Raw genomic sequence first — 16,811 nt, forward strand, 5'->3', positions numbered from 1 at the left:
ACGTGATGAGCCAGGGCAACGACGGCTCGATGGCCACCATCCACGCCTCCTCGGCCCGCGGTGTGTTCGCGAAGATGGCCGCCTACGCCGCGCAGGGCCCGGAGCGGTTGCCGGTGGAGGCGACCGCTCTGCTGGTCGCGTCCGCGGTGAACCTGGTGGTGCACCTGGACTGGTCGACTGACCGGCGCCGGGTCGTGTCCGGTGTGCGCGAGGTCGTCGACGCCGACGGCCGGCAGGTGATCTCCAACGAGGTGTTCGCGCCCGGCCCGGACCGGCGGGCCCTCCCGGCCGCGCCGCTGCGCGCCGAGACGATGGAGCGGCTGGTCGCCGCCGGGCTGGGTACCGACCTGCTCGCGCCGCGGGGCCCCGCCTGGGGGCCCCGATGAGTACTCCGGAGGCTTGGGCGGCGCTGGCCGGCGCGGGGATCGGGCTCGGTGCGGTGCTCGTCATCGCCGCCCTCACACCGACCGACCGGGGCCGGTCGACTGCCCGCCGGACGGTCCGGATCGCGATCGCGTGGCCGCGGGTGGGCCGTGCGGTGGGGATCGGGTTCGCCGTCGGATGGTGGACCGGATGGCCGGTCGCCGCGCTGCTCGCCGGGTGCGGGGCGTGGTGGCTGCCGGGGCTGCTCGGCCCGGATCGCGAGCACGAGGCGGGCGTGGCGAAGATCGAGGCGGTCGCCGGGTGGGCCGAGCAGCTGCGCGACACCCTCGCGGGGGCGTCCGGGCTGGAGCAGGCGATCATCACGACGGCGCGGACGGCGCCGGCCGTGGTGCGCCCCGCGGTCGAGGCGCTGGCCGCGCGGATCCGGGCGGGGGAGCGGCTCACGGTGGCGCTCGAGCACGCGGCGCGCGAGCTTGCCGACCCGACCGCGGATCTGGTGATCGCCGCGCTGATGACGGCGGCCCGGGCACAGGCCCACCAGCTCACCGAGCTGCTGGCCGCGCTGGCCACCACGGCCCGCGAGGACGCGGCCGGGCGGATGCGCGCGGCGGTGGCGCGAGCGCGGGTGCGGACCTCGGTGCGGGTGGTGGTCGGCTCCACGGTCGGCCTCGCGGTCGTGCTGGCCGCCTGGAGCAGCGACTACCTGGCGCCGTACGGCACCGTCGAGGGGCAGGTCGTGCTCGCCGCCGTCGGCGGCCTGTTCGCGGTGGCGTTCACCTGGCTCGCCCGGATCGGTCGCCCGCAGGCCGCGCCGCGGCTCCTCGGCGACGGGGCCGTCCCGTGACCGGGATGCCGGCCTGGGCCGGTTTCGCCGTGGCGGCCGGCGGGGTCGGGTTCGGGGTGTGGCTGGTCGTTCTCGGTCTGCGTCCGGCGCGGCCGCCGCTGGCGGCGGTGCTCGCCGCCGCGACCGCCCCACCACCGGCCCACCCCGCCCAGGGACCGGGGTCGTCGGACGCAGCGGGATCGTGGTCGGGATCGTGGCTGCGCGTCGTCGGGCTGCCGGTGGCGCGGCGGCTGCAGCGTTGGGGGCTGCCGGGGGCGCGGGTCTCGGCTGATCTGCGGGTTACCGGCCAGCCGGCGATCGCGCACCTGGCGCTGTCGGTCACCGCCGCGCTGGTCGGGCTGCTCGCGCCGGCGCTGCTGTCGGTGCCGCTGGCGCTCGCCGGGGTGGGCGCGCTCCCGGCCTGGCTGTGGCTGGTGGGCGCCGCGGCCGGAGGCCTGCTGCCCGCGGTGAACGTGCGCGCCGCCGCGACCCGGCGACGAGCGGAGCTGCGCCGCGCGATCAGCGCGGTGCTAGACCTGACCGCGATCGCGCTCGCCGGCGGGGCCGGGGTCGAGCAGGCCCTCACCGGTGCCGCCGCGGTCGGGCGCGGCTGGGCGCACGACCGGATCCGTGGCGCCCTGCACCATGCGTGGAACACCCGTACCGACCCGTGGGTCGCGCTCGGCAGGCTCGGCACGGACCTGCGCGTGGAGCAGCTCACCGAACTCGCCGCCACCCTCGGGCTGGCCGGGGCGGAGGGCGCACGCGTGCGCGCCAGCCTCACCGCGAAGGCGCGGGCGCTGCGCACCCACCAGCAGACCGACGACGAGGCCGCGGCCGCGTCGGCCACCGAACGGATGAGCCTGCCGGTGATCGTCCTGTTCGCCGCCTACCTGGTGTTCATCGGCTACCCGGCCCTGGCCCGGGTCCTGGCGCTGTGACCCCACACGGTGAAACACACGATGAATCTCCCGCTGAATCCCACGATGAAGGAGCCCGGTCATGTCCGAGCAACGCCCCGCCGAACACTCGTCCGCCCCGCCGACCCCGTTTCCACCACCGACCGGTCGGTGGGAGGCCATCTGGGGCGGTACGGCGTTCGAGGCGGTGATCGTCCGGCTGCTGGCCCGGGTGGCGGAGGGCCGCCGGCGGATGCGGGAGCAACCCGACGCCGGATACAGCACCGAGGCCGTGCTGGTCACCGCGCTGCTGGTGGCGCTCGCCCTGGCCGTGGTCGCGATCATCGCGGCGAAGATCACGGAGAAGGCCAACAGCATCAACCTCGGATGACCCCCATGACCCCGGTGACACCCACCCCGAGTCCTCGCTCGCCCGCGCGTGTCGAGACGAGGCGCGACGTGGCGGGCGACGACGGGTCGGTGAGCGTGGAACTCGTCGTCGCGGTGCCGCTGCTGCTGGTGCTGCTGCTGGCGGTCCTGCAGGTCGGCGTGTGGTGGCACGCGACCCACGTCGCCGAGGCCGCCGCGGCCCACGCGCTGGCGGCGGCCCGCGTACAGGACGGAACCGCGGCGGCCGGGGAGAACGCCGGCCGCCGGGTGCTGGGCCAGCTGGCGAACCAACTCCTCGTCTCCCCCCGGGTCGACGTCACACGCGCGGGCGACGAGGTCCGGGTCCAGGTCGACGGCCCGGCGATGCGAGTGCTCCCGGGCCTGGACGTCCCGGTCCGCGTGGCGGTGGCCGGCGTGACGGAGCCACCCTCGTGACAACCGTCGTGACAGGGCGTCGCACGATGGGCGGCGAGGACGGGTCGGTGTCGGTGGAGCTGGTGCTCCTGACCCCGCTGCTGCTTGCGCTCGCGGCATTCCTGGTGCTCGCCGGGCGGCTGGTCGACCAGCGGCTGCAGGTCGAGTCCGCCGCGCACCAGGCAGCTCGGGCGGCGTCGCAGCAGCTCGAACCGGTGGCGGCGGCCGCCGCGGCCGCCCGGATCGCCGACGAGCTCCGCGAGGGGTGCGTCGAGCCGTCCGTGGCCGTCGACACCTCCGGGTGGCGGCCGGGCGGCGTGGTCACCGCCACCGTGATCTGCCCGGTGCCGCTGGCCGACCTGACACCGCTTCCGCTGCCCTCGACCCTGGCGGTGCGCGCCTCGTTCACCTCCCCGATCGACCGGTTCGCGGCGGGCCGGACATGACACCTGCCACCCGTCTCCGACTGCTTCGCCGCGCCCACCGCGCCGACCGCGCTGACGAGGGGCATGTCACCGCGTTCGTCGTGGTCGCGGTCACCGGCCTGGTCCTGGTCGCCGGCCTGGTTCTCGACGGCGGCAACGCGCTCGCGGCGCGGTCCCGGGCGATCTGGATCGCGGAGGAGGCCGCCCGGGCGGCGTGCCAGCAGATCGACCTCGCCGGCTACCGCGCCGGCCGACCGCTGGTCCTCGACCGCGACGCCGCCGACCGGGCGGGCCGCGACTACCTCGCCTCCGCCGGTGCCGGGGGCTCGGTCAGGGTCGACGCCGACGCGGTGACCGTCACCGCGACCGTGCGCGTGCAGCCCCAGCTGCTTGACGTGCTCGGCATCGGCGCATTCGAGGTCACCGGCACCGGTGCCGCTCGAACAGCCCCGCCGAACCCGTCCAGGAGCACCCGATGACCCGCCGAACCCACCGAACCGCTCGAAGCCGCCGAACCGGCCGAGGCCGCTGGAGCCGTGGTGGGCGCATCGCCGCAGGCGTGTGCGCGTCGACCGCGCTCGCGCTGCTGGTGGTGGGCCCGCCGTGGGCACTGAGTCACCTGGTGGGGTCGCCGTTGCCCCGCCAGGCGCCCTCGCCCGCCGAGCTGCTCGCGGTGCTGACACGCACGCCGGACTCCGCGCTCGTCCTCGCCGTCCTCGCGGGAGTGTGCTGGCTGGCCTGGGCCGCGTTCGTGCTCGACGTCCTGCTCGCCGCAGTGACCGCGTTGGCCGCCGTCGCCGACCTCGCCACAGCACGCCGCCGCAGCCGCGACCGTGCACCGCTGCCCCGCACGGCCCGGTGGCGACCCGGTGCGGTCCTGGTCGGGCTCGTCCTGCTCGCCGTCGTCGGCGGGTACCGCCCGACCCCGGCTACCGGGTCCGTACCGGTCGGGCTGGAACGGCCGCTCGCACCGCCACACACCGCGGCACAGACGGCGGCGCACACGGTGGCGCACGGAGGCTGGGTCGACGTCCGGGGTCCCGCAGGTGGCGTGCACGACTCGCTGTGGCGCATCGCCGACCGCGAGCTCGGCGACCCGACCCGTTGGCCGGAGCTGTTCGAGCGCAACGCCGGCCGAACCCAGCCCGACGGGCGGGCGCTCACCACACCCGAGCTGATCCAGCCGGGATGGCGCCTCGCGCTGCCTGCCGAGACCACGCTGCCGGACCCGCCTCACTCCGCGCCGCGCCGGGATCCGTCGGCCGGGCCATCCGACCGCGACCCCGGGCCCGTTGCGTCCGACCCCGATTCGTCCAGTCCCGCCCCGTCGAGTCCCGCCCGGCCGGACGTCCGGTGGCTCGACGTCGGCCCCGGTGTCGTGCTGGGCATCAGTTTCGGCACCGTCGTGGCCGCGCTGCTGGCCGCCGCGCACCGGCGCCGCGGGAACCGGCGCGCCGCCACTGCCGGCGCCGACGAGTTTCTGGTGCTGCCCGTGGTGCGAGAGATCGCCCGCCGCGCGACGCCACCCGCGCCCCAGGAAGCGGATGAGCCCCACGTCGAACTGACCGGCCACGCTCCGCCCGAGCCCCATTCGACACCGGATCGTCCCGACCGGGCGGGCGGACCAGACCGGCCCGGCGCACAAACCACGGACACACCCCACCCGTGGACACCGCCGTTCACCGTCGCGCGTTCCGGCAACGGGCTTGGGCTCGCCGGACCGGGTTCCCAACCGGCGCTGCGGGCGCTGCTGCTCGAGCTTCTCATGGCGCCCGGCGGCGGACCACCGGTGATCGTCGGCGACCTCGCCGCCCAGCTCGGCCTGGCCGCAGACGACCTCGTCGCGCTCGGCACCCACCTCGTCGGCACGCTCAACCAGGCGGATTCCGCCGCCGCATCCCTGATCGATACCGAGGACGAGTCGCGCGAGCGGAGCGCGCCGGTAGTCCTCGCCGCCGCCCCACCCGACGACAGCGCCGGCAGCATCGCCGCGCTGGTCGCGGGCGGCGCCCTACCGGTTCTCCTCGGGTCCTGGGCCGGCGGAGCCACCGCCTACGTCCGCGCCGATGGGACGATCGCCGCAGCGGGACCGACGGCGAACGCCGACCTCGTCGCATGCCGGCTGCCGGTGCTCGACGTGGTCGCGGCGACCGAGCTGATCGAGCTCAGCACCCGCGCCCGCGCGGGCGAGCAGTCCGAGCCAGCAGCGCGGCCCGCGCCGCCGGTACGGCCCGACGACGAGCAGCGGGAACCGACGACGCCACCGAGAACCGGGACGGACCTCGACCCCGTCCGCGGCCGCACCCGGCCTGCGCGCGTGTGGACCCTGGCGGTGCTCGGCCGACCGAGCCTGCACGTCGAGCCGCCGGACGGCGTGCTCACCGATGTCGACGTCGTCAGCACGCTGACCCCGCGAATGATCTGCCTGCTGGTGTTCCTCGCGCTGCACCCGCACGGTGTCCGCCGCGACACTGCCGTCGCCGCCCTCTGGCCGGACAGCGGCCGGGGACGGCCCGGCAACAACCTGTCCTCACTGATCAGCCGGCTGCGGTCGGCGCTGCGCTCCGCCCATCCCGCCGCAGCGGCCGCGGGCGCGCAGATGGTGCTCGTCGACGGCGACCGCTACCGGCTCGATCCCGACCACGTCTGGGTCGACTACTGGGACTTCCTCGCCGCCGGCGACCCGCCGCCACGCCAGGAGAACGACGATGACGGGGGAGGTCTCGCGGACTTGCGCGCCGCGCACGACCTCTACCGCGGACCCCTGGGGGAGGGGATCGACGACGAATGGATCCTCTCGGTCCGCGAGGCCGCCCGACGCAACTTCCTCGCCATCACCGCCCAACTGGTCCGCGGCCACGTCGACTCCGACCCCGCCGAGGCCCGACGAATCCTCGAGACCGCACGAAATCTCGAACCCACCAACCAGGCCATCTACCGCGACATCATTGCGCTCCAGCTCAAATCCGGCGACAATTCCGGAGCGGCGGCAACCATGCGGCTATTGGGGAGCCAGCTGGCCGACCTCGACGAACTCCCGGACGACTCGACGCGAATTCTCGCGCAGCAGATTGAGCACGGTCCCGCGGGCGACCCGAAGGGGTCGACGTCGCCGGAAGGCGCTTCCCGCCAGCGGGCATCGCTCGCGGCGCGAGCGCCTGGACAGCCGCCCCGGCCGGATCGCGGCTGACCCCCGTTCTCCCCGCGGGGCTCGTCCGCGCGCAGCAGGGCTACCGGTAGCCCTGCCAGCAGGGCTACCACCCCGGCTGCCACCCAGGCGGGATCCCCCGTTGCAGCGAAAAGGCGACGTCACGGGCCAGCCGCGCCCGCCGGCCGGCACCCCGGCTCAAACCCCCGCAGGGGCTCAGCTACGCCCGGCCGGCCCGGCGGACGCGACCATCGACGCTGACATAGACCGTCATCCAAATCCTATCGCGAACCATTCATCCATTAATCTTTCCATAGATTCCAAAATGCCTCATTGCCCCTCATGTGTATCGTTCCAGGTGTACTGAGAATCGCTTCCGCGACCTCGCCATCCGTTCGCCTGCCTCTCGATTGTGCCACTCGTCCGGCAATTCCCGGAATGCCGATTCGGAGCTTGAATTCGGCACGGCCGAGGAGTATATTCATAGCTACCGCGGAAAGGTTGCCGGGACCGTCGAGCGAAGACTCCCGGCCGCGAGAGGTGGTATTCATCCCGAACGTTAGCCTGGGTGTGCCATGCCAATTCCCGGGACGGCGGCGAGAGTTCGAGTCGGTAGGAAACGGAGAGAAACGATGGATCCGAACGCGATGACGGCCGCGCCAGCGGCGTCGGCCGCACCCGGCGCCGCCCCGAGCCGTCCCTCCGGGCGGCTGCGCAACGGGGAGCTGCGCCGTCAGGTGGCCGCGTTCCTGGCCGAGCACCCAGCGGACGCGTTTACCGCCGGGCAGGTCGCCCGGGCGCTGTCGGGCCGGTCGTCCGGCGCGGTCGCCAACGCACTGGCAGCGCTGGGCGCCCGGGGCGAGGCCGAGCAGACCACCGCCAAGCCGCTGCGCTACCGCGCCACCGCCACCACCGCGGGCGCCACCGCCACCACCGCGGGCGTCGCGGCCGCCGCGGCGAGCAGCTCGCGTCCCACGGCGAGCAGCGCGGGTGCCACGGCCACGCGTGGCATGGCCACCCGCGGCGGGCGGTCGAGGCGCACCCCATCACCCCCGGCCGAGCCATCGGCGAGCACGCAGCCCGCCGGTGCGCTGTCGGTGGCGGGGTCGGGGGTGGAGGAGGCGGTTTCCGGTCCCGTGCCGCGTCCGAACGGGCAGATGTATCACCCGCGGCTGCTGTCGGGGGTGCCGGACGTGACCGCGCTGCGCAAGCTGCGCGCCGCCGGGGTCCCGGCGCTGCTCTACGGCCCGCCCGGCACCGGGAAGACGTCGGTGGTCGAGGCCGCGTTCGGGGACTTGATCACCGTGCCCGGTGACGGGGACACCACGGTCGCTGACCTCGTGGGCGAGTACACCCAGACCGCCGACGGGCGGTATGTGTTCGTGCACGGCCCGCTGGTCCGCGCGATGCGCGAGGGCCGGTGCCTGTTCGTCGACGACGCGACCCTGATCCCGCCGAGCGTGCTCGCGGTGGTCTACCCCGCGATGGACGGCCGCCGCCAGATCGTGGTGAAGGCCAACGGTGGGGAGGTCGTGGACGCGGTCGACGGGTTCTACGTCGTCGCCGGGCACAACCCCGGGGTGCACGGCGCGGTGCTCACCGATGCCCTGTCGTCGCGGTTCTCCGCGCAGATCCGAGTGTCCACCGACTACGACCTCGCCACCCAGCTCACGATCGACCGCCGCGCCGTGCGGGCCGCCCGCAACCTCGCCACCCGCCAGGCCAAGGGCGAGATCGGGTGGGCGCCGCAGCTGCGCGAGCTGATCGCGTTCGCGCGCATCGCCGACGTGCTCGGCGTCGAGGCCGCCGCCGGGAACCTCGTCGGGATCGCCCCGGAGGAGGACCGCGACACCGTCGCCGCCGTCGTCCGCGACGCCTTCGGCGCCGCAGTCGCCCCGCTCGCCCTCGGCACCCGCATCTGACCCGCAGGAGACCCGTAGGAGCCCCGCCGTGACCGCGCACCTGATCGCCGACCCGTCCGCCGCCGCCACCGTGCTCGACCCCGCCGCCGACGCCGGATGGCTCACCCTGTCCGCCGCGGTCACCGACGAGGTCCCCGGCATCGCCGACCGCGAGGACCTGCTCATCACCATCGCTCCCGGCGCGGGCCGTGGTGCCCCGGCGTGCTTCCTGCCCAGCCTGGCCACCATCGAGGTCGACGGCACCCACCTCGGGATCGACCCGGCCACGGCCGCGCCGGACCGGCTGTCCGACCGCACCCGCTACCCAACCGCGTGGGGCCTGCTCACCCACGAGTGCGCCCACGCCCGGCACTCCCGCTGGGAGACCCCACCCGGCGCCCCACCCGGCGCGGTCGCCGCCGCCGAGCTGCTCGAGGAGTCCCGGATCGAGGCCGCGCAGGTCCGCCGCCGCCCCGACGACCGGCACTGGCTGCGCGCGAGCGCGGTCCGGCTGCTGCTCGACGACACCGGCACGAGCGGCGCCGACCCCGCCGCCCGGCCCGCCATGACGCCCGCCGATGCCGCACGCGCGGCCGCGCTTGTGCTCGGCCGGGTCGACGCCGGGATCCTCACCGACGCCGAGACCAGCCCACTGCGCCACATCGTCGAGACCATCCTCGGCGCACCCACCCTGCGCGCGCTGCGCGCGCTGTGGCAGGCCGCGCACACCGTCGCCGACGACGACGCCGAGACAATGATCGACCTCGGCACCCGCTGGTGCGCCACCCTCGGCCTCGACCCCCGCGTCCCCGAACCAGGCACACACACCCCCAACCCGCCCCACCGCGGCACCGCCCCGCACGGCCCGACCGCCCCCGGCGCCACCGCCCTGCCGACGGCCGGACCCGCCGCCACGGTCCCGGACCCGTCGGCCACCACCGCCGCCCCGGCCACCACCGCCGCAGAGGACCCGGACGCGGAGCCGCTCACCGACGGGTCCGGCACACGCGAGGAGGCCGAGCCGTCGGCCCTGGCGCAGGCGATCCAGCAGACCTGCGACACCATCGCGGTCAAGATCCTCACCGAACCGGTCCCGGCCGACCCCGCCGACGCGGCCGCCGCCCGCCGCGCCGCCGAGCACGACGCCCGCACCACCGCACAGCACACCGCCAACACCGTGTTCACCCACGGCGTGCTGCGCCTCGGCGGCCCGCGATCCGGGCGCACCAAGACCGCGGGCACCCGCCCACCCAGCGACACCGAACGCGCCGCCGCCCGCACCCTCGCCCGGGCGCTGACCACCGCCGGAATACGCGACCGCGTCCCCACCCGCACCAGCGCCGCGCTCCCACCCGGACGGCTGCGGATGCGCGGAGCACTCGCCGCCGACGCCCAGCGAGCCGCCGGTGCGCTACCCACGGCCGAGCCGTTCGTGCGCACCACCCGCCGCCCCGTCCCCACACCGCCGCTGCGGATCGGGATCGCCTGCGACGTGTCCGGATCGATGGACCGCTTCGCCGCCCCCGTCGCCTCCGCGGCATGGATCCTCGCCCACTCCGCCCACCACGCACAGGTCCCCGCCACTACCGCCACCGTGATCTTCGGTGCGCACGTGCGCGCGGTCACCGCACCCGGCACGACACCGCTTGAGGTGACCGAGTTCGCCGCCCGCGACAACTACGAGGCCGCCGACACCGCGATCGACGCCCTCGACGGCGCCCTCGACCTCGCGCGACCCGACGGCGCCCGGCTGCTCGTCATCGTCTCCGACGGCCAGTTCCGACCCGACCCCCGCCGCCGGGCACAGGCCCGCGTCGACCGGCTCCGCGCCGCCGGATGCGGCGTGCTCTGGCTCGCCCCCGCACGCAGCCTCAACGACCCCCTGCACGGTGTCACCGTCCACACCCTCGACGACCCCGCCACCACCGCCCGCGCCATCGGCCGCGCCGCCACCACCGCCCTGCGCGCCCACTGAATAACACCGACAACCGGGTCTGACCAGCAACGACGCCGCTCCGGCCACGCCGACTTGACTTCAACCGACGCACCAAGCGTCCATAGACATGTAGCCCGAACCACCCGGCAGCGCGCGCCGACGGGCCACACCGCCCCCGGGGGCATGACCTCACCACCCGCACCGCGAGAGGAACGTCATGCCCGACAACACCACGATCGACACAACCGCTGCCACGACCACCACCACGACGTCCGCGGTCGCGGATTCGGCATCGCCCGCGCCGCCACCGGACGCCCGTGCCGTGACGGCAACGACCGCTGCGAGCGCCGACCACGACCCCGCGCCGCCGCCCACTGACCCGGCGCCCGCTGCCGCCGACGGCACCACCGCGAGCACCCCGACCGCTGAACCGGCGCACACGGCCCGAAGCCGTAGCGGAAAGCGACCCGTCACCGGCGGCCGCCGACGCACCGACAGCAGGTCAACCAAGACGCCCAAGACCCACCGGGCAGGTCCGGCAACAGGAGCCGCCGCCCAGGGCGCCGGTCCCGAAGCAGACACGACGGCCGACACCGCCGACCCGTCCGGCGCCGTGATCGGCGAGCAGGTGCAGGACCGGCTCTGGGCGGCGCTGCGCGCGCACCCCGGCGCAACCGCGGCAGAGCTCGCCACCCACGCCCGGATCAGCCGCACCAAGGCCAGCACGCTGCTCGCCGCCTGGGCCGCCGACGGCAGCGTCACCGCCGCACCCGGCGCCACACCCCGCGCGGCCCGCCAGTGGACCGCCACCGAGACCCCGGCGCCCGCCCCTGCCGACACCGGCAGCCCCGCGGGGAGCCGCCGCCCCGATCCGACCGAGCAGGCCGATCCCGAGCCCGCGCCCGCCTCCGTGACCGCCCAACCGGACGCTCCGTCCGAGGACGAGCCCGCCACGTCGCCGCCCACCGCGGAGGCGCCCCGCCGCGCCCCGTCGCGCAACCGCTCCGGCTCCGTCCGGCTAGCGGCCGGTGCGCTGCGTGGCCTGGTCGAGGAGTTCCTCACCGACCACCCGGGTGAGCACGGCTCGGTCGAGATCGGCCGCGCCATCGGCCGGTCGTCTGGTGCGGTGGCCAACGCCCTCGAGCGGCTCGTGGCAGACGGCTGGGCCGAGCGGACGGGCGACCGGCCGAAGCGCTACCGCGCGACAGGCACGGGCGCGGACGCCACTGGGTGACGAGCAGGGAAGCCGTTCAACCGAGGCTGGCTGGGACGGCAGCGGCGTGGGTTCGTGCATCTCGTCGCGGGCAACCGGTGATCGTCGAAGCGTCCGTGACCATCGACGGAATCGAGGCACCGGTTGCCGCGCCGGGCACGGCGAGCGAGGCTGGCAGGGTTGGCTGGCGGCGGGGAAACTGGGAAGGCTCGAGGCGGCGCCACCCACGCAGGCACTCGCCGTGGATTGCCCGAGGGTGCCGCGCAGCTGACGGCAAGCCAGGCCAATAGCCAGCGGTGGTGTCGTCGACGAGGTAGCCCAGCCGAGCCGGGGGCCATCCGGTGTGGCGAACTTCAGGGCCGGAATCGAACCCCGGACTCTGGGCAGTCCCGCTCGATCAGCCCGACGAGCTTGGCGGGCAAGCGCGCGTTGTCGGCACCTTGCTCGATGTCCAGCCAGACCCCACCGCCGCCTGCTTCTGTACGGCCCTACACTTGATCAGTCGAGCGATCATCCGCGTACGGAGCAACATCCCTAGACGTGTGCCCTCCCTACCCGCCGATCCTTCGGAGATCGACTGTGCGTGCTGACGACGACGGCGAGCCGCTGGGCGGACCGCACGACGCAGCAGAGACGGAGTCGGCGGCGGAAGCGGACCTGTCGGCGGAGATCCGGCGCCGTCGCCGTGAGATCGGGTTGAGCCAGGGCGAGCTGTCGCTCCGGGTCGGGTTCTCCCGCGAGTACGTGTCCCGGGCCGAGCGCTGCGGCAGGGGGCTGGCGTCGGAGAACCTCGTGCTGGCACTGGACCGTGCGCTGGAAGCCGGTGGCGAGTTGGTCAGGATGCGAGAACAGGCCGCAGCCGCCAGGCAGCGCCGCCGCGACGGGCTCCCCACCCCGATGTCTGCCATCCGGGTCGCGGACGGAGACCTCGGAGGTGGGTCGCCAGGGCCGCTGTCCTCGTCGGCGCTGGTGTCACTGGTCGACGTCCTCAGCGAAGGCGAGGCTCTGACGGTGCTGGACGACTTGGTGGAATCTGTCGTCGGTCGGTACGAGTTGGAGGGCCCGCGCCTGCTGTGGGGCGAGGTCCGTGCGCTGCAGACGCTGTCGGTCCAGGTCGCCGGCCGGTTCGGTCGTGGCGGGCGGGTCAGCCTGGCGCGGGGGTGTGCCCGCCAGTCTGCCTTGTTGGCCTACATGTCGGTCAACCTCGGGCGTTTCGCGGACGCGGACTCCTACGCGCTGGAGGCCTGGGCGTTCGCGACCGCCGCGAAGGACCGGGATCTACTGGCGTGGATCAAGGGAACGCAGAGCTTTGCCGCCTACTACCAGGGCCGCTACCCCGACGCGTTGCGCCTTGCGCAGGTCGGGGTACGGATTGCCGGTGACGGCCCGCACCGGATCCGCTTGCTCTGCAACGGGGTCGCCCGCGCCGCCGCCAGAATGGGCCACGTGGCGACGATGGACCAGGCCCTCGAGGACGCGCTCAGCCTGGTCGGTCGACCCGGCCCCGCCGACGTCATGCCCTCCTGCGTGTCCTTCGCGCCGTACGGTTCGGCACGGACGATCGCCAACGCGGCCACCGCCTTTCTCGCGGCCGGTCGACACGGCCGTGTCCTTGAGCTGACCACCGCACTCGACGAGACCCTCCGGCGATCCGACTCCGACTGGAGCCGCACCCTCGTGCGGCTCGACATGGCCAGCGCTCTGAGCCGCGGACCGGACCGGGATCCCGGCGCGGCCGCCGCAGTCGGGATCGACGCGCTGCGCATCGTGCGGGCGAACCCGATCGCCTCGATCAGCGAACGCGCCGCCGAGCTGGCTGCCGACCTCACCGGAAGCGGGGACCGGCGCGCAGCCGAGGAGTTCGGCGACGCACTGAGAGGGTGGCGTACCGCCCCGGCAGGGTCTGGGGTGTGACTGCGTTCCCGCCGCAACCACCGGCCGACCTCGACGACCCCCGCGCGATCGCCGACAACGACTGGGCCGCCTTCCGCACCCTCGACCACATGAACACCCACTGGCGACGCCCGGGATGGACCAACGGTCGCCGCTCCTACCACTGGCTGCTCACCTTCGAGGAGGCCGACGAGCTTCGCGATCACGTCCGGCGCTGCCAGGACATGCTCAGCTTCGACAGTCTCGACCCCGTGCGGCCCGAAACGGTCCACGTCACCCTGGGACGGGTCGCGTTCACCGACGAGGTCCGCCGGCGGGACGCGCTCGCGGCGGCGGACCTCGCTGCACCGCTCCTCGAGCGCGTCCTCCCGTTCACCCTGCAGGTCGGCCCCCCAGCCGGTTCCCAGGGCGCCGTCCGGTTCAGCGTTTCGCCCTGGCGTCCGGTGCTCGCGGTGCACGAGCTACTCGCCACAGCAACCCGAACCGTCCTCGGTGACCGCTGCGTGATGGCGACCGCCGAGCTGCGGCCACACATCAGCATCGCGTACGCCAACGCGAACCTGCCGACACGATCGCTCGTTCCCGCACTCACCGCGGCCAGGGCGTTGATCGGACCGCGGATCCGGATCGACGCGGTGTCACTGGTCGAGCTGATGCGGGTCGACCGTTCCTACCGGTACGAGCGACTGCGCCGAGTGCCGCTGGGCGGATCACCGTGATCCACCGCGCCGTCGGCTGCGCGAGTCCGCGGCCGAGGAGCCGAACGCCACGCTGTTCCTCTACAGAGTGAACTCTCGTTCGGCGATCGGGTACGCCCGCGGCGCAGTGGCAGCGGTCGATCTGTCCGACCATGGCGCGGGCTTCGGCAGTGACCTGCGGTAGCACATGGGTCCTGAACTCACGCCGATCCTCGGATTCCCGCGACGGTCTCGAGCAGCATCACTCCCGATGATCTCTTCGCGCTCACCACCGGACCCCTGCTATCCGCCCCCTTCGCGTTCTTCGGCCGGGCTCGAGTGATCATCGCATCCGCACGGCCAGCATCGCGTCCACCACGACCTGCTCCGGTGACTACACGGGCACCTCGTTCAGACCGCCGTCGCATACGGCGTTGTTGGGCATCCAGCCATCAGCGGTCGCCCGGCCGGTCGGAGAATCAGGCTGCTGCACCGCGAGCTCGGCAGGCGCACCGCCCGGTCCGTGGCCGGTCGCGCCCGGTCGTAGCGGCAGCGGTCGTTGCGGTAGTTGCGGCTGGGTGCACGGTCTGCACTGAGCGGTAGACGGGGGAGGTCCCCTCGCCGCGCTCCACCCGAAAGATCCACACTGTGAAGCCCTCGGCGGCGAGGAGTCGGGCTGTGCGCCGTGCGTCGTCGAGAACCGCGGTCGAGGCGTGGCGGGTCTCGTCGCTCACGACCGTCCCGTTGCGGCGCAGCTGGCGCCGGGCCTGGACCTCGAACCTGGCGGTCATCGAGCCGCCCGCCCCTCGGGGTGCGTTGTGGTCATGTCGTCTCCGTCCCAGAAAGGCCATGCGTCGCATGCTGTAATGACGATCTGACGCCATGTCACCAAGGACGGACAGGCGGCGGTACGGGGCAACAACCACAACGCCGGTGTTGACCCGCAGCTCCCGGCGATGTCGACGGGCATGGTGCGGCTGGGTACGCACGAGTCGACGACGCGGTTGGACCGCACCGGGTGGGCTGGTGGGCGAGCGCCTCAGGGGTGATGGCGCCTTCGCATCCCGGGTCATTGATTTCGGGCGTCAGGACCGACACAGCACACCGACGACGCCCGGGCGTGCACTGCGCGTCCTTTCGCGGCGACTCTCGGGAGTGCTGCGCGACGAGCGCCGCGGGCAGCACGGCCGGCCCGCAGAAGGGCGGGGTGGGTGAGGGCGCTGGCTGCGAGAGCGTTGGCGCGGACCACCGGGTCAATGAGGTGGGTGCGTGCCTCGGTCGCGTCGGTGAGAGGTACAGGTGCGTCGGCCCGGCACGGTCGAGCAGCCAGTCGGTCGCGGGAGAGGATGCGAGCGACGACCTGACAGGGCAAGCGATCATTGGGTGCCGCCGTGGTTGATCCCGGCGCAGCCGCGGTACGGACGGTGCTGGTCGGTCTGGCGGCGCCGCGTCCGTGCTTCGGTGCGGCCCGTCCACTTCGGCCGTTGGCGACGCGGGGCGGGGATCCTGGGATGGTGCGCCAGCGGGTGCGACGATCGGCGCTGATCGCGCCGATGAGGATCACGAGTGGTTCCCGCTGGGGAGATGGATCTCGGCGTGCTGGCCGTCACCGGTGGCGACGGTGACGGCGACGAGATGGGCATGGCCGGGCGGGAGGGCCGTGCTCATGTACCAGGAGGCGAGCGCGTCGGCGATGGCCTCGCAGGTGGCGGGCCTGTTGAGGAGCCTGTCGAGGTCGCGGTGGTCGTACCGCTCGGAGACCCGGCCGATGACCTCGGCGCGCATGTCGTCGTCGACGACAACGCCGGGGTAGACGAGGGTGATCGCCTCGAACCAGAACGTCGCGGTGTAGTCGTGGCCATGCAGCCGCCCGGCCGGGCTGCCCGGCTCCAGGCCGGAGATGCGCAGTGCGGCGGAGAACCGCACCTGCACGTAGCCGCGGTAACGCGTTACCCCGCCGACGGGCGAGGGGAGGGCTGGTGAGCTGGGGGTCACCGGGTCGCCCCCACGGACGGTGCCGAATCGGGCAGTCGGCGGGACATGATGCGGTTTGCGGAAACGTGGTTCGCGGGTTGCCGTGGGGTCTTCACGGTGTCGATCAGAACGCGGCGCTTGTCGGCTTCGGTACGGGGCAACCCGCCGTCGATTCGTGTTGCCCCGCCGATATGAACACGCGTATGGCAGGGCGGTGGCGCGATCCTTGAGTGGCGTCCACTTGCTCCTATGTCAAGCGGCGGTCGCAGCGGCCTTCCCTAGCTCAGAGCTGCGGTCGATGTCGGCGAGTAGAGCTCGGTAAACGACATCAGACAGCCTTCGCTTGAGGACTCGGATGGACTCGGCCTTGTGTCGCCTGCAGCTCGGCGGCGCTGCAACAACTCCCTGGCCTGGGGGTGGTAGCGGGCCTGTGTGATGGCGACGCGATGCATCGCGGCGTTGAGCTGTCGGTTGCCGGTGCGCGAGAGCCGGAAGCGATGGCGGTTGCTCGACCAGACCGGGACCGGCGCAGTCCCGTTGTGGCGGGCGAAAGCGTGCCGTGAGCGGAACCGCTCGACACCGGCCGTCTCCCCGATGATCTTAGCAGGGGCGTGTCAGATGGTCTGTGTAACAAGATCCTCTTGAGTGAGGAGTACGCAGATGACCATGACCGAGGAACGATCCGACGGCCATCCGCTGGGTGCGGGCCAGGCCGACCAACCGGGCTCGGCCCG

At 73.8% G+C, this 16,811-nt stretch carries 14 protein-coding genes and 1 pseudogene; 13 read left to right on the top strand and 2 right to left on the bottom strand.

Annotated elements, in window-relative coordinates; translation table 11 throughout:
• From AB7J25_RS25535 to AB7J25_RS25595, 13 genes and pseudogenes are all read left to right on the top strand, one after another.
• Nucleotides 1-386: pseudogene (locus tag AB7J25_RS25535) on the top strand (CpaF family protein); the annotation flags it as partial.
• A complete protein-coding gene (locus AB7J25_RS25540) occupies nucleotides 383-1,228 on the top strand; it encodes a type II secretion system F family protein (protein ID WP_428512956.1) in 846 nt (281 codons plus the stop codon). The pseudogene AB7J25_RS25535 and the gene AB7J25_RS25540, both read left to right, overlap by 4 nt.
• 5 nt (nucleotides 1,229-1,233) lie before the next feature.
• Entirely contained in the window at nucleotides 1,234-2,148 is a 915-nt protein-coding gene (locus AB7J25_RS25545) for a type II secretion system F family protein (protein WP_428512979.1), read from the top strand.
• A gap of 61 nt (nucleotides 2,149-2,209) precedes the next feature.
• Nucleotides 2,210-2,497 (top strand): hypothetical protein, encoded by a 288-nt coding sequence (locus tag AB7J25_RS25550; RefSeq protein ID WP_428512958.1) that lies wholly within the window; start codon nucleotides 2,210-2,212, stop codon nucleotides 2,495-2,497.
• Nucleotides 2,498-2,565: 68 nt separating this feature from the next.
• Nucleotides 2,566-2,931: a TadE/TadG family type IV pilus assembly protein gene (locus AB7J25_RS25555; RefSeq protein WP_428512960.1), complete on the top strand. Its 366-nt coding sequence runs from the start codon at nucleotides 2,566-2,568 to the stop codon at nucleotides 2,929-2,931.
• Nucleotides 2,928-3,356 (top strand): TadE/TadG family type IV pilus assembly protein, encoded by a 429-nt coding sequence (locus AB7J25_RS25560; RefSeq protein WP_428512962.1) that lies wholly within the window; start codon nucleotides 2,928-2,930, stop codon nucleotides 3,354-3,356. The genes AB7J25_RS25555 and AB7J25_RS25560 overlap by 4 nt, the downstream gene beginning before the upstream one ends.
• On the top strand, nucleotides 3,353-3,814 hold the full coding sequence (locus AB7J25_RS25565; RefSeq protein WP_428512964.1) for a pilus assembly protein TadG-related protein: 462 nt from the start codon (nucleotides 3,353-3,355) through the stop codon (nucleotides 3,812-3,814). The genes AB7J25_RS25560 and AB7J25_RS25565 overlap by 4 nt, the downstream gene beginning before the upstream one ends.
• Nucleotides 3,815-3,894: 80 nt before the next feature.
• Nucleotides 3,895-6,525, top strand: coding sequence for a BTAD domain-containing putative transcriptional regulator (locus tag AB7J25_RS25570; protein ID WP_428512966.1), 2,631 nt, complete (start codon nucleotides 3,895-3,897; stop codon nucleotides 6,523-6,525).
• A gap of 590 nt (nucleotides 6,526-7,115) precedes the next feature.
• On the top strand, nucleotides 7,116-8,405 hold the full coding sequence (locus AB7J25_RS25575) for an AAA family ATPase (RefSeq protein ID WP_428512967.1): 1,290 nt from the start codon (nucleotides 7,116-7,118) through the stop codon (nucleotides 8,403-8,405).
• Nucleotides 8,406-8,433: 28 nt separating this feature from the next.
• Nucleotides 8,434-10,359, top strand: coding sequence for a VWA domain-containing protein (locus AB7J25_RS25580; RefSeq protein ID WP_428512969.1), 1,926 nt, complete (start codon nucleotides 8,434-8,436; stop codon nucleotides 10,357-10,359).
• 574 nt (nucleotides 10,360-10,933) lie between these two features.
• Nucleotides 10,934-11,554 (top strand): hypothetical protein, encoded by a 621-nt coding sequence (locus tag AB7J25_RS25585; protein WP_428512971.1) that lies wholly within the window; start codon nucleotides 10,934-10,936, stop codon nucleotides 11,552-11,554.
• A gap of 558 nt (nucleotides 11,555-12,112) precedes the next feature.
• Nucleotides 12,113-13,447, top strand: coding sequence for a helix-turn-helix domain-containing protein (locus AB7J25_RS25590; RefSeq protein ID WP_428512973.1), 1,335 nt, complete (start codon nucleotides 12,113-12,115; stop codon nucleotides 13,445-13,447).
• On the top strand, nucleotides 13,444-14,145 hold the full coding sequence (locus AB7J25_RS25595) for a 2'-5' RNA ligase family protein (RefSeq protein ID WP_428512975.1): 702 nt from the start codon (nucleotides 13,444-13,446) through the stop codon (nucleotides 14,143-14,145). Before AB7J25_RS25590 ends, AB7J25_RS25595 begins: the two co-directional genes overlap by 4 nt.
• A gap of 1,518 nt (nucleotides 14,146-15,663) precedes the next feature.
• Here AB7J25_RS25595 and AB7J25_RS25600 read toward each other — a convergent pair.
• Both AB7J25_RS25600 and AB7J25_RS25605 read right to left on the bottom strand, forming a co-directional pair.
• Nucleotides 15,664-16,035: a 6-pyruvoyl trahydropterin synthase family protein gene (locus AB7J25_RS25600; protein ID WP_428512977.1), complete on the bottom strand. Its 372-nt coding sequence runs from the start codon at nucleotides 16,033-16,035 to the stop codon at nucleotides 15,664-15,666.
• A gap of 320 nt (nucleotides 16,036-16,355) precedes the next feature.
• Nucleotides 16,356-16,676 carry a transposase gene (locus AB7J25_RS25605; RefSeq protein ID WP_428512981.1) on the bottom strand — a complete coding sequence of 107 codons (321 nt, stop codon included), beginning with the start codon at nucleotides 16,674-16,676 and terminating at the stop codon, nucleotides 16,356-16,358.
• Between the last annotated feature and the right edge of the window lie 135 nt (nucleotides 16,677-16,811).

The organism is Pseudonocardia sp., from assembly GCF_050246655.1.
GTDB lineage: Bacteria > Actinomycetota > Actinomycetes > Mycobacteriales > Pseudonocardiaceae > Pseudonocardia.